13 protein-coding genes are annotated in these 13,473 nt (G+C 43.9%); 10 read left to right on the top strand and 3 right to left on the bottom strand.

Features of this window, described 5'->3' with window-relative positions; all coding sequences use genetic code 11:
• Nucleotides 1–169: 169 nt before the first annotated feature.
• Entirely contained in the window at nt 170–1,033 is an 864-nt protein-coding gene (locus tag GTQ38_RS14370) for a sigma-70 family RNA polymerase sigma factor (RefSeq protein WP_161436240.1), read from the bottom strand.
• Nucleotides 1,034–1,233: 200 nt separating this feature from the next.
• Between GTQ38_RS14370 and GTQ38_RS14375 the strand changes: the two genes are divergently transcribed.
• The 6 genes from GTQ38_RS14375 (at nt 1,234) to GTQ38_RS14400 (ending at nt 7,100) form a co-directional block, all read left to right on the top strand.
• Nucleotides 1,234–1,743, top strand: coding sequence for a DUF6155 family protein (locus GTQ38_RS14375; RefSeq protein ID WP_161436241.1), 510 nt, complete (start codon nt 1,234–1,236; stop codon nt 1,741–1,743).
• A 6-nt stretch (nt 1,744–1,749) separates the two neighbouring features.
• Nucleotides 1,750–2,676 (top strand): 2-hydroxyacid dehydrogenase, encoded by a 927-nt coding sequence (locus GTQ38_RS14380; RefSeq protein ID WP_161436242.1) that lies wholly within the window; start codon nt 1,750–1,752, stop codon nt 2,674–2,676.
• A gap of 121 nt (nt 2,677–2,797) precedes the next feature.
• On the top strand, nt 2,798–4,309 hold the full coding sequence (locus GTQ38_RS14385) for a DEAD/DEAH box helicase (protein WP_161436243.1): 1,512 nt from the start codon (nt 2,798–2,800) through the stop codon (nt 4,307–4,309).
• Nucleotides 4,310–4,433: 124 nt separating this feature from the next.
• Nucleotides 4,434–5,603 (top strand): glycosyltransferase, encoded by a 1,170-nt coding sequence (locus GTQ38_RS14390; RefSeq protein ID WP_161436244.1) that lies wholly within the window; start codon nt 4,434–4,436, stop codon nt 5,601–5,603.
• Between the two features lie 96 nt (nt 5,604–5,699).
• Complete coding sequence (locus tag GTQ38_RS14395) at nt 5,700–6,233, top strand: hypothetical protein (protein ID WP_161436245.1); 534 nt, start codon at nt 5,700–5,702, stop codon at nt 6,231–6,233.
• A gap of 24 nt (nt 6,234–6,257) precedes the next feature.
• Nucleotides 6,258–7,100 carry a 1,4-dihydroxy-2-naphthoyl-CoA synthase gene (locus tag GTQ38_RS14400; protein ID WP_161436246.1) on the top strand — a complete coding sequence of 281 codons (843 nt, stop codon included), beginning with the start codon at nt 6,258–6,260 and terminating at the stop codon, nt 7,098–7,100.
• Between the two features lie 925 nt (nt 7,101–8,025).
• Here GTQ38_RS14400 and GTQ38_RS14405 read toward each other — a convergent pair.
• Nucleotides 8,026–9,369: a serine hydrolase domain-containing protein gene (locus tag GTQ38_RS14405; RefSeq protein WP_161436247.1), complete on the bottom strand. Its 1,344-nt coding sequence runs from the start codon at nt 9,367–9,369 to the stop codon at nt 8,026–8,028.
• Nucleotides 9,370–9,425: 56 nt separating this feature from the next.
• Between GTQ38_RS14405 and GTQ38_RS14410 the strand changes: the two genes are divergently transcribed.
• Genes GTQ38_RS14410 through GTQ38_RS14425 form a run of 4 tightly spaced genes read left to right on the top strand, consistent with a single transcriptional unit; the run spans nt 9,426 to nt 12,903 of the window.
• Entirely contained in the window at nt 9,426–10,298 is an 873-nt protein-coding gene (locus GTQ38_RS14410) for a pirin family protein (RefSeq protein WP_161436248.1), read from the top strand.
• Nucleotides 10,299–10,338: 40 nt separating this feature from the next.
• A complete protein-coding gene (locus GTQ38_RS14415; RefSeq protein WP_161436249.1) occupies nt 10,339–10,725 on the top strand; it encodes a 3D domain-containing protein in 387 nt (128 codons plus the stop codon).
• A gap of 52 nt (nt 10,726–10,777) precedes the next feature.
• A complete protein-coding gene (locus GTQ38_RS14420) occupies nt 10,778–11,416 on the top strand; it encodes a peptidoglycan recognition protein family protein (RefSeq protein WP_161436389.1) in 639 nt (212 codons plus the stop codon).
• On the top strand, nt 11,416–12,903 hold the full coding sequence (locus GTQ38_RS14425; RefSeq protein ID WP_161436250.1) for a M14 family metallopeptidase: 1,488 nt from the start codon (nt 11,416–11,418) through the stop codon (nt 12,901–12,903). The genes GTQ38_RS14420 and GTQ38_RS14425 overlap by 1 nt, the downstream gene beginning before the upstream one ends.
• 79 nt (nt 12,904–12,982) lie before the next feature.
• Here GTQ38_RS14425 and GTQ38_RS14430 read toward each other — a convergent pair whose 3' ends face one another.
• Complete coding sequence (locus GTQ38_RS14430; protein WP_161436251.1) at nt 12,983–13,150, bottom strand: hypothetical protein; 168 nt, start codon at nt 13,148–13,150, stop codon at nt 12,983–12,985.
• Between the last annotated feature and the right edge of the window lie 323 nt (nt 13,151–13,473).

Below are 13,473 nucleotides of genomic sequence, written 5' to 3' on the forward strand. Positions count from 1 at the left end.
CAAAATCAAGACAACGCGGCTTACTTAAACTTCCTGGAAGATCTTAATGAGATTTTGTCAGATTACGATATCAGCCGATTAGGCTGTTCTTAAGTGTTTTTAGTGTATAGATTGTTAAAAAAGGGAGTGAAGACTCCCTTTTCGTATTACTTCTAATGTCTCATCTTAATTAGCCCAAATAGGCCTTCAGTAGTTTACTTCTTGAATTATGCCGCAATTTGCGGATAGCCTTTTCCCGGATCTGACGAACCCTTTCCCTTGTAAGATCAAAGGTTTGACCTATCTCTGCCAGTGTCATCGATTGTCTGTCACCAATACCGTAATATAACTTTACCACATCTGCCTCTCTTGGGGACAATGTTTCCAGCGCCCTGTTTATTTCAGTATTCAGGGATTGCTGCATAAGGCCTTTGTCCGGTTTGGGAGATTCCCCAGCCTTCATTACATCGTAAAGATTGGATTCTTCACCCTCCTTTAAGGGCGCATCCATGGAGATATGCCGCCCCGAATTCTTTATGGATTGCTTTACTTCGCTTACGGTCATATCTAATTCCTTGGCGATCTCCTCAGCCGAAGGTGGGCGTTCGTGAGCCTGTTCCAGGTAAGAAAAGGTTTTTTTGATACGGTTGATAGAGCCTATTTTGTTCAACGGCAATCGCACTACACGCGACTGTTCCGCCAGGGCCTGCAGTATGGATTGTCTAATCCACCAAACGGCGTATGAGATGAATTTAAAGCCCCGGGTTTCATCAAATCTTTTAGCCGCCTTAACCAGGCCCAGGTTGCCTTCGTTGATTAGATCGGGAAGTTTAAGACCCTGGTTCTGGTACTGTTTAGCAACGGATACTACAAATCTCAGATTAGCGTTGGTTAGTTTTTCAAGGGCGGCCTGGTCTCCAGCCTTTATTCTTTGTGCCAGTTCTACTTCTTCTTGAGCAGTGATTAGTTCAATTTTGCTGATATCTTGCAGGTATTTGTCTAAGGATTTGGATTCACGGTTAGTTACCTGCTTGATAATCTTTAGTTGCCTCATATATGCTGAAAGGATTTAGAAAGTTATAAGCTAATATTATACATTATTATTCCCGTTTTTCCAAAAGGAAACAGCTAATATTATACAATACTTATGAGCGTTATATTCTGTCGGGTACCAGTTGGGATTTCCGATTTTGAGTAAGATGAAAAAGAATAGCCGACTTGCTATTTTCAGGGCGATATGCGTATCTTCGATCCATGAGCAAACGGGCTTTGAAATCCTATCTGACACAGCTTAAAAAAGACGCCCTGGAAGCGCAAATAGTGGACTTGTACGAGCGCTTTCCGGTGGTGAAAGATTATTATGACTTTGTTTTCAATCCAAAGGAGGAGAAACTCATTCAGGAAGCTAAACAAAAGATCTCCAACGAGTATTTTCCGCTGAAGCGAAGGCGTCCGAAGGCGAGGAGGTCCGTGGCTCAAAAGTACATCAAACGCTTTAGAACCCTTGGAATGGATCCTGTTATGCTTGCGGATCTGATGCTTTACAACCTGGAGATCGCACAGTCTTTTTCTGCAGAAAGAAAAGTCCCTGATGCTTTCTACAAAAGTATGCTGAATTCGTTCAAGGAGGTAGTTCAACATATCAGTTTGCATCTGCTACTACCTGATTTCAAGGAACGCGTGCTGCGCATCTACAAAGAAACATTAACCCAACGCTGGCCCCTTTCGGAAGGGTTTTCCCGGGCCTTGGACAGTATTGATTAGATCTATATGGCAATAGTTATTATCAGACAGGATGGAAAAATTGATGAATGGAAACAAAAACTGCTGGAAGCGGACCCCAGTTTGGAGATCTACAGCTATTTGGAAGAGCATCCTGCGGAAAAGATCAGTATGGTCCTGGTCTGGAAGCACCCCAGAGGAATTCTTGCGAATTACCCTAATTTAAAGTGCCTCGCTTCCTTTGGAGCCGGTGTGGATTTCATTTTTGAGGACAACACTATAGATCCCTCTATTCCAATTACCAGGGTAATAGATCCTTTTCTGGCCAGTGACATGTCTGAATTCGTGATAGCCCAGATCCTGAATTACCTCAAAAACCTGCATCAGTACGATTCGGATAAATCTCAAGGAGTCTGGCAACCCCTGCCATATCGTCGTCTTAAAGATACTACTGTTGGGATACTTGGAATGGGGGAGCTGGGCCAGGCCCTGGCCAGGGATTTGGTAGCCCTTGGCACACAGGTTGTCGGATGGGCGAGCAAGGCCAGAGAATTTGAGGGACTCAAGGTCTACGGAAGTAAAGAACTCACAACTTTTCTCGGCCAGTCCGAGATCCTGGTATGCCTGCTACCGCTTACACCGTCTACGGAAGGGATACTCAGTAGGCAGCTTTTCGCTGAGCTGCCCAAAGGAGCCTACGTGATCAATGTGGCAAGAGGAGGGCATTTGGTGGATGAGGATCTTCTGAAAATGATCGATAACGGACATCTTTCAGGGGCTTGCCTGGATGTCTATCACCGGGAACCTCTTGAAAAAGAACACCCTTTTTGGCAACACCCAAAAGTTCATATGACCCCGCATATTGCCAGTGTCTCGGACATCGCCTCTGTAGTTCCACAACTGCTGGAGAATTACAGTCGACTTCTTTCCGGAGAACCCCTAAAAAATGAAGTTTCCAGAGAAAAGGGATATTAGGGTCTAGTTTTTGGACATTAAATTTCATTTAAGGATAAAAAACATCTAGTTTTGCAAAATTGGAGCGGAAAAAAGACCCCCAAATTCAAAAAAAAGAACTGAAATTTAAGTTTATTCTTCATTGCAATCCAATACTGCCCACATAGAAAAGACACTTTACGACTACCAGCTACAGGACTTAAATTCCATCTTTAAGTACCTTGAGGAGGCCCCGTCTGATGTGAATCTTTTATATCAGCTTCCGACAGGAGGGGGTAAAACAGTGGTCTTTTCTGAGATAGCAAAGAGGTACATCAGCCAGAACAAAAAAAAGGTTGTAGTACTTACGCATAGAATAGAGCTTAGCTTGCAAACTTCTAATATGCTAAGCGGTTTCGGGGTAAAGAATATGATCATTAACAGCGATGTTAAGGAGCTCAGGGACGATAATGAGCATATGTGCTATGTGGCCATGGTGGAAACCCTGAATAACCGGCTTCAGGAGAATATGGTGGAACTGAGCAATGTGGGTCTGGTAATCATAGACGAAGCGCATTACAACTCCTTCAGGAAATTGTTTAAATACTTTGAGAGTTCTATAATTCTTGGAGTGACTGCGACTCCCTTGAGTTCCAATATCAAGCTTCCGATGAAGGACAACTACAAGAAGTTGATCGTCGGAGAATCCATCGCTTCGCTCATCCAGAAGAACTTTCTGGCCAGAGCTAACGTCTATAATTACGATGTAAGCCTCAGGTCATTGAAACTGGGGATAAATGGCGATTATACCGTTAAATCCTCAGACGAGCTCTACGGCAATCAGAATATGCTTGGCAAGCTTCTTACCGCTTACGAAGAGATTGGCAAGGGCACCAAAACACTGATCTTTAACAATGGTATCAATACCTCCCGTTATGTCTATGAGGTATTCAAAAAAGCCGGATATAACATTCGGCATCTGGACAATAAGAACAGCGCTTCAGAACGCAGGGAGATCCTCGAATGGTTCGCTTCTACGCCTGATGCCATATTGACCTCTGTTAGTATTCTGACCACCGGTTTTGATGAACCTACCGTGGAAACTATCATCTTAAACAGGGCAACACGATCTCTTACCCTTTATTTTCAGATGATCGGCCGCGGCTCCCGGGTTCTGCCAAGTAAAAGCGAGTTCTCTGTCGTGGATTTGGGTAATAACGTTGCCAGATTCGGAATGTGGGACGCCCCTATAGACTGGCAGGAGATCTTTCATTTTCCGGATTTCTTCCTGGAAAACATTAAGAATGATGAGGATATTGAGCGCGAATTCGTTTACGAAATGCCTCCGGATCTTCGAGCTAAATTCGGCAAATCAACAAATATCGAATTCGATATTAAGGCGGAATACAAGAAGATTTTCGCCCAGGGCCTGAAGTCTAAGACCGTACTGGAACGCAGTATAGAACAACACGCGCAGATCTGCGTTGAGAACAGCGAGGATGTCTTTGAAGCCAGGATACTGGCCAAGCAGCTTAAGGAGGAAATTGCCTATCGGGTAAGACAATACTCTTATTGCATTATGAATAATACCAAGAACTATAAGGAATGGCTGGAAGAAGATTACGAGCGTAAACTTCGTTTGAACATTTCACAAAAGTTCGCTGCAAGAATGTGATCTCAGCGGCTACGATTTTTATCAGATCAAAAATTATACATCACTCATCAAACCCCGTCCTAAAAGTATTCTGATCCTTGGCCATACCTGGCCCGAGCCTGCCACTACGGGCGCCGGAGTCCGAATGATGCAGCTTATTCGTGCTTTTTTAGGGGCCGGTTATCGACTTACCTTCGCCAGTGCCGCACAGAAAACGGCCTATTCGGCAGATCTTGAAGCTATTGGGGTTAGCGAGAAGCAAATTAGGATGAATCACTCCAGTTTTGATGAGTTTTTAGTTGCAGACAGACCAGATATAGTGGTTTTTGACAGGTTTATGGTGGAAGAGCAGTATGGTTGGCGTGTAGCTTCGCGGCTTCCGGAGGCCTTGCGTATCCTGGATACGGAAGATCTTCATTCCCTAAGACGTTCCAGGGAGGAGGCAGTAGGCAAGGGTGTAGCGTTCTCTGTGAATTCCTGGAAACAAAGTGATCTCACAAAGCGCGAAATGGCAAGCATATGGCGGTCCGACCTGTCGCTCATTATCTCGGAATTCGAATTCAGGGTCTTAAAGTCGGAATTCCAAATAAAGGATTCGCTTTTGCATTACCTGCCATTTATGGAAGATCCTGATCCGGACCTGGAAAAGCTGGCCGATATCCCCTTTGACCAAAGGAATAATTTTATTTGGATTGGGAATGGCAAGCACAGCCCAAATGCTGATGCACTTATTTGGCTAAAGCAAGCGATTTGGCCTGAAATACGCCACCGGCTACCTTCTGCGGAGATCCATATTTACGGGGCATACTTTTCAGATACCTTGAAAGCACTGCATGAACCGAAGGTTGGGTTTATGATCAAAGGATGGGCCGAAGACGCTGCAGAAGTCTTGTCCCGGGCCCGGGTAAGCCTTATTCCCCTTAGATTTGGTGCTGGCTTAAAAGGCAAGCTTGTTGAGGCCATAAAAACGGGAACTCCCTTTGTTACAACAACTATTGGAGCAGAAGGCCTTTCAACGGACCAACTCCCGGGAAACTGCATTACAGATCATGTGGCTGACTTCGCGCAGAATGCGGTAAAGCTATACAATGACCAGACCGCCTGGAAAGAAGCGCAGCGAGGCGGTAAGCTAGTAATGGAATCACTTCAGGAAGAAAATCATTTTGAAAAGCTACTTCAAAGGATCGATACCTTGGGGCAGCAACTCCAGGAAGAGCGCACATATAACTTTATTGGGGCCATGCTCTGGCATCACAGCATGAACAGTACCAGGTATTTTACAAAATGGATCGAAGCAAAGAATTCGAAGTCCTAAGTGTTATTATTAGAGATGTTATATTAACAGTCACTACAAGAAATGTTACCTTTAGCCTTCCTGGTTTTAGGGAAGTAATATGAAGATTATTGGAAGATGAATAAAACGCTGTTTGCTTTCATTGGTGTCGTTCTGCTTGCGCTTTTGAGTTGTGAGACAAGATCCAATACCGAAGTATCTGTCAATGAATGGATCCTGGTTTACCGTAACGACCGTAATGGGAATGCGCTGTATGGTGATAAGCAAAAACTCATTGATGCAGTAAGGAACGGTCTTCCGATACGGGTAGGTTTCGGAGGGCGCGGTCGAAAGGATTCCACGCGTTCCGTTGAACACCTTACGGAGGCTAAATTCCTTACGATTACTAACAATAGGGAGGTATTTGCCCAGGTACCTCAAATATTGGGACAACTGCCTTTCCTGGCAGACGACTCCCTCAAAATTCAATTCAGGCCCGAAAACAAATGGGTCAAGATCTGCGGGACTAACGGATACTCTACCGGGCTGATGGTGGATTTCATCAACGATTCCCTGGTTAGTCCAGGCGTGGATGGCAGGGCAGGTACTTCCTGGTTCGTGCAAATTGAAAATATTGACAAAATTACAACGGCCGACCCCCTTTGGGATTAGGCTTCAACTTATAGCGATATAAAAATGAAAGAACCGAGCTGGAAAACTGTTAAGGAATTTGAAGATATCACTTATAAAAAGTCGGATGGCGTAGCCCGTATTGCCTTTAACCGTCCTGATGTCCGGAACGCCTTTAGGCCAAAAACCACGAGCGAGTTGTACCAAGCCTTTTACGATGCTATGGAAGACCGTACTATTGGTGTGGTATTACTATCGGCTGAAGGCCCGTCATCCAAAGATGGAGTATATGCATTTTGCAGCGGGGGCGACCAGAAGGCCAGGGGGCACCAGGGATATGTTGGCGAGGATGGTTATCACCGATTAAACATACTGGAAGTTCAAAGGCTGATCCGTTTTATGCCAAAGGTAGTTATAGCGGTTGTACCTGGATGGGCTGTTGGAGGAGGGCACAGTTTGCATGTGGTCTGCGACCTTACCCTGGCGAGCGAAGAGCATGCTATTTTTAAGCAAACGGATGCTGATGTTACAAGCTTTGACGGAGGTTATGGATCTGCCTATCTGGCTAAACTGGTAGGGCAAAAAAAGGCCCGGGAGATCTTTTTTCTGGGAAGAAATTATTCAGCCCGGGAAGCCTGGGAAATGGGAATGGTCAATGAGGTAGTGCCCCATGCGGATCTGGAGTCAACCGCATACCAATGGGCACAGGAGATCCTGGCCAAATCGCCGACGTCCATAAAAATGTTGAAGTTTGCCATGAACCTGACGGACGATGGTATGGTTGGGCAACAGGTATTTGCGGGCGAGGCTACCAGATTGGCTTATATGACTGATGAAGCAAAAGAAGGCAGGGACGCCTTTCTGGAAAAGCGCAAACCCAACTTTGGGAAGAATAAGTGGATACCTTGATTCAGTAGTCAGTTTGCAGTTGGCAGTAATCAGTGAATAGTTTTTGGCTAACTATCTTCTCAGCCGGTCATCTAGCAGTCTAACAATCCAGTTATCAAGCCGTCTAACCGTCCAACAATCCATCCGTCCAACTATCTAATAGTCTAACCATCTAACCGTCCAACCGTCCAATAGTCTAGCTATCTAACAATCCATCCATCGACAATCCATTTCCACATTTTCAAATTAAATCATAGTCTTCCCTGCTTTTAAAATACAGTGTCAACGATTAACTTAAGTTTGGGGTGGGGTTTAGAACCCCAATTTCAGTAAGCACTAAGCAGTTTGCAGTAATCAGTGAACAGCCCTCCTTCGCTAAAGCTTCGGAGGATAAAGGCTGATAGTTGATAGTTGACAGTTGATAGACCAAATATTGCAGATGTACGATATACCATATGCATCGTAGGTTATACAAAAAAGTATTCGACCAAAAATTAAGAAACCATCCAGTCGTCTTAACGTCTAATGATCTAACCGTCTAACAATCCAATAGTCTAGCCATCTAACAATCCATCAATCCAATCATCTACTCGTCTGGCCATCTAACCATCCAACTATCCATCCGTCTGACCATCCAACCATTCAATAGTCTAGTAATCTAACCATCCAACTATCCAACCATCCAATAGTCTAACCGTCCAACCGTCCAATAGTCTAGCCATCTAACAATCCAACCATCTAACCGTCCAACCCTCCAACCTCTCCAAAACTAAAAAGAGCCCTGTCTAGTTGATCAGGACTCTTTTACGAGAACACTATATGAAAATGAAAAAATTAACTCCTTGTTTGAATTACACTGTAAACATAAGCCGGAATAGAAAGAATCTGAAATTATTGTTGTGAGCGACCGCCCTTTTGTGGTGAAAAGCCGGAATTTTGATATTTACTAAGGATCCTTCGGAAATGCAGCCAGTATCCCTTTCAAAAAGGCGTTTACATCAAATTTTTCACCTCCTGCCAATCCTGTTCTGACGACAACCACTTGTCTGGAAGGAATAATAAAGACATATTGACCCTGATAACCGTTTGCCGAATAAAGATCCCTGGGAACATCTGGATATTTACCCCTCGAATTCAGCCAAAAATGTGCTCCGTATACACCATTGGAAAACGCTGTAGGTCTACTCACATAATCAACCCATTCCGGAGCAAAGATCCGTTCTCCATTCCACATGCCTCGATGCAGGTATAGCAGGCCAAACTTTGCCCAGTCCCGGGTATTTGCCCAGCCGTATGAAGAGCCTACATAGGTGCCGTTCAGGTCAGTTTCGATCAGCATGGAATACATGCCTGTTTTATCTATTAATTCTCTGTAAGGAAAATCCAGGTACTCCTGGTAGGTGTCGAATTGATCTCTAAGGATCCCGGACAAGAGATTCGAGGTCCCTGAGGAATAATTCCAGACCTGAGTAGGGGAGGCTATGGTCTCTTTGCCTCTTTGAACCGAACTCATATCATCTTCGAAGAAGAACATTCTGGTTGCATCCGAAATGGTACTGTAATCCTCCTCCCATTCCAGTCCGCTTTGCATTCTTAGCAGGTGATCATAACTAATTTCAGCCCTGGAATCATTTTCCCATTCGGCTACCGGGGCATTGTCCTCAAGTTCAATTTTCCCCTGATATTCCATAATCCCGTAAAGTGTGGCCAGAATACTTTTCGTCATTGACCACCCTAAAATTGGTGTTTCCGGATCAAAGCCCCTTATATACTTCTCAGCCACTATATGGTCTTTGTAAGCCACCAGAACTGTCCTGGTCTTTTGTATTTCCGGGGAAGAAAAGGCCATATGTAGTGCCCTATCGAGCTTCTGATAATCAACTTCGGGAAAAATGCTGTCCTTAGTCCCGTTATTGCCATAAGGGAAAGGTAGGCTGTCTTTTAGAATATTCCGATTCGGACGTTTCAAATCCTTTGGTAATTCCGAATCTCCATTTAATAAAACACTCCCAAGCCCCTCGCGGTATACCGCTCTTCTTTCCTTTAGGCCAAAAACGGTCGCAGTAGCATTTTTGGCCATAGGATCAACAACCACTTCCGCTACGCTGATAAGCGGTACATTATTGTCGTTTTGCGCAACTGAAACTGCCGTTCGCTTAGCAAGAAAAACACTGGACGACATGTTCTTCGCGGCATATCCTGAAATGATATCCAACTTGGGATATTGGAAAGCTAATAAGACAATGAGTAGTAAAAAAAAGATCAAGAGGACACGACTTGCTTTTTTCATATTGATGCACCTAGAATTATTGTAACTTTCCGTAACTAAGATATAAAAAGTGTATCATGTCTAACATCGGACTAATTATTCCGGAACGAAGCAGGGATATTGGGGATTTTCTGGTAGGCAGGCTCATTCCTTTCCGCAAAAAAAGGATGATCGGGCCTTTTATTTTTATAGACCATATGGGGCCGACTACCTTGGGCCCGAATAAGTATATGGATGTAGACCAACATCCTCACATAGGACTGGCAACCCTTACCTATATGCTTGAAGGTGAGATCATGCATGAAGACAGTATGGGAACTAGTCAACGTATAAGCCCGGGTTCGGTGAATTGGATGGTAGCGGGCAAAGGTGTTTCCCATACCGAACGCACACCCCCGGATCTTAGGAATGGCAATACCTTCAGAGCCCACGGTTATCAGATCTGGGTGGCCCTGCCAAAAGATAAGGAAGATGTGGATCCTGAATTTCATCATATCCCTGGTAATCAATTACCTAGATGGAATGAAGGGGATATAAGCTTTAAGCTAATTGCCGGTAGTGGATTTGGCAAGAACTCGCCGGTCCCTGTACATTCTCCCTTGTTTATGCTGGAAATCAGGAATAAAGAGCTGCAGGATCTGGACATTTCAGGGCAACTAAAGGGCGAGGTAGGTATTTGTGTTGTGGAAGGCTCGATCACAGCCTGTGATACCTTGGTAGATAAAGGGAATATTGCGGTCTCCAAGGTAGAGGATGCCTGCAATATTACCATGAATCCGAATACCCATTTATTGCTCTTTGGCGGAATGCCTTTTGAGGAGGGACGACATATTTATTGGAATTTTGTTTCTTCTGATAAGGAAAAAATAGATCGGGCAAAGTCTGCCTGGCAGGCCAGGGAGTTTCCAATGATGACAACAGATTCGACCTATGTTAAACTTCCCGGATAGCGCTAAAACGGTATTTAGGTTCCCTTTGCTAACAGGCATTGTGCTAGTCCTTATCTTTTTGATATGCTGCCGGCCCCGGCCTGCAGAAAAGGAATTCGATTGGATAGAACTAAGCGTAACGGCCTCTGCCTATAATTCCGTTTCCTGGCAGACATCAGGGCAGCCTAATCTTGCGGCCTGGGGAGATACCCTCAAACCAGGGATGCGCTGCATAGCGGTTTCCAGAGACTTAATAAGCAAGGGTTTGAGACATAATACCATGGTTAAAATTGAAGGATTAGAAGGTGTCTACCTGGTTAAAGATAAAATGCACCGCCGATGGATTAACCGGATAGATATTTATATGGGAAAAGATGTGAAAAGAGCCAGAGAATGGGGGAAACAAAAACTTAAAATACAATATGCAGTTAAAAGAGACAGCCTGTGACAAGCGCAGGATTAATATTTCTGCAACCAGCATACTTTTAGCCGTTCTTGGAATGGTTTTGATGCTATCCTGTTCCCGCACAAGAACAATAATTGACAAGCCTATCACTTTTGATGAGGAAAGGGAAAGACTTACGCTGCAATACCTCGCAGACCGCTACGGGCTGGAACAAAGTAGTCCGGAAATTGTTCCAAAGATGATCGTGCTGCATTGGACGGTCATTCCCACTTTTGAGGAGTCTTTTGAAGCTTTTGATAATGCCACTTTACCAGATTGGCGACCTGATATTCAAAACAGAAGCGGTTTAAATGTCTCTGCGCATTTTATGGTAGACCGGGATGGAACCATCTACCGTTTAATGCCCGAAACCACTATGGCTCGTCATGTTATTGGTCTGAATCACTGTGCGATCGGTATCGAAAATATCGGAGGTACGGACGACTTACCGTTAACCAAAAAGCAGCTGAAGTCTAACATCTGGCTGGTAGATTATTTGGCAGACAAATACGATATTTCCTATCTAATAGGCCACTATGAGTACACCTTATTTGAAGGGCATGAACTCTGGTTAGAAAAAGACGAAGGCTATCGAACAGTAAAGGATGACCCGGGAATAGAATTTATGGAAAGTGTTCGGAAAGCAACCAAAAGACATAATTTTAAACCACTACCAACTAAACCTAGCTTATAATGAAGGTAAGATACTCAATATTCTTTATGCTGCTTGCCCTGGCCCCGACCTTTGGTCAGACCAATGATATTACCGCTTCTTTATATGAAACCTACGAAAAGTATAAGGAACCCAGTCTGGACAAAAGGCGCGTCAAATACCGTCAAATCGTCCCATTGTTGACAGAGATTGGTCAAAAACCTGGTTTTACAGTAAAGCAGGTTGGCCGGTCTATAGAAGGAAGACCGCTCTTTTTGGTAAGTGTTGGGCAGGGGGAGACAGACGTTTTTCTTTGGTCTCAGATGCACGGTAATGAACCAACAGCGACTCTGGCAATTTTTGACATACTTAACTTTCTGAATAGTGAAGATTATAAAGAAGAAAAACAGGAAATTTTAAGCAATTTGAAACTCCATTTCCTTCCTATGCTCAATCCGGATGGGGCGGAGGTCTACAAGAGGAGGAACGCTCTGGGTATCGATATCAATAGGGATGCCTTAAGGCTTCAATCCCCTGAAGGGCAAACTTTGAAAAGAGTTCGCGATAGTCTTGAAGCCGACTTTGGGTTTAATCTTCACGATCAAAGTACTTATTATAATGCGGAACGGACAGAGAAGCCGGCCACCATCTCCTACCTCGCGCCGGCATATAACTATGAGAAGGATATCAATGAGGTAAGGGCTAACGCCATGAAAGTGATTGTGTTCATGAATAATATCATACAAAAGTATGCCCCAGGGCAAGTGGGAAGATATAATGACGATTTTGAACCCAGGGCTTTTGGGGATAACATTCAAAAATGGGGAACGAGTGCCATTCTGATTGAATCCGGTGGCTTTGCAAATGATCTCGAAAAACAGGAGATAAGAAAACTAAACTACGTTTCTATTCTCTCTGCGATCTATACGATCGCTAAAGGGAATTACAAGGATATTGCCCTGGAATCCTACGATGAGATCCCGGAAAATGATCGGAAACTGTTCGACCTTAAAATTACCGGAGTGACCTATGAACTCCTGGGTAATGACTATATTCTTGATTTGGGCATACAAAGGCCGGAGGTAGATTACGAGAACCACCTTGATTTCTGGTATAGTAGCCGGATCATGGACCAGGGAGATCTTTCTACCTATTACGGCTACCAGAATTTTGATGGTAGCGGTTATAAAATAAAGGAAGGTGCAGTATATCCGGAAACCCTTGAAGCCGTATCCGATCTGGAGAAACTCGATTTTGTGGAGCTAATGAAATCTGGTTATTTGTTCCTGAGAATGAAAGATCTACCGGAAGGCCCTAGCATTATATTCCCTATGCACCTTGTTGCCGAGAAGTACCAAATGCACGATTTCCATATAAACGTAGGGGTCAATCCAAGCTTTTTGCTGGAGAAAGACGGTAAAAATGAGTTTGCTGTGATAAACGGTTTCCTGATAAACCTAAATGAAGACAGCAAAAGAAACTGGTCTGAATTTAGCTCGAAAAAAGGAAATGCGATGATACTGCGCTAATCAGTTTTTGTCATAAAAAAACAAATGCGCCAGGAGTTTGACTCCGGCGCATATTTTTTTGCCATTTTTGGCGGCTGTTCTAGTAACCAAAACTCAGAGGGGTATCCGGACCGTACTTGATCAGAAGGATCAGCATGGTAAACAAGGTAACCACAATAGATGAGAACAAGGTTAAAACTGCGCTTTTGAACCAATTTGAGAACGGCCCTATTGCGCTCTGGCGGATAATTTCGTTAATGACATCCATAACAATTTTTTTTAATTAGACTTTTAGATAGTTTTTAGGATGTACTTAAGTTGCAATAGGTTTTTGAGGTTTGTGATAGTAAAACAGTTGCCATGACAAAAACCCTACTTTTCCGACTGCTATTTCGATGAACGGTACTTTCTATGTGAAAAGGAATGTTGCCTTAAAGTAAGATTAAATAGCTGTTAAACAGGAGGTTGGGTGGTTAGGTGGTTGGATTATTGGATCGTTAGACGGCTAGACTGTTGGACTATAAGATGGTTAGACGCTTGGACGTTTGGCTGACTAGATGATGAACTGCTTACTGTTCACTGATTACTGAT

The organism is Poritiphilus flavus, from assembly GCF_009901585.1.
GTDB lineage: Bacteria > Bacteroidota > Bacteroidia > Flavobacteriales > Flavobacteriaceae > Poritiphilus > Poritiphilus flavus.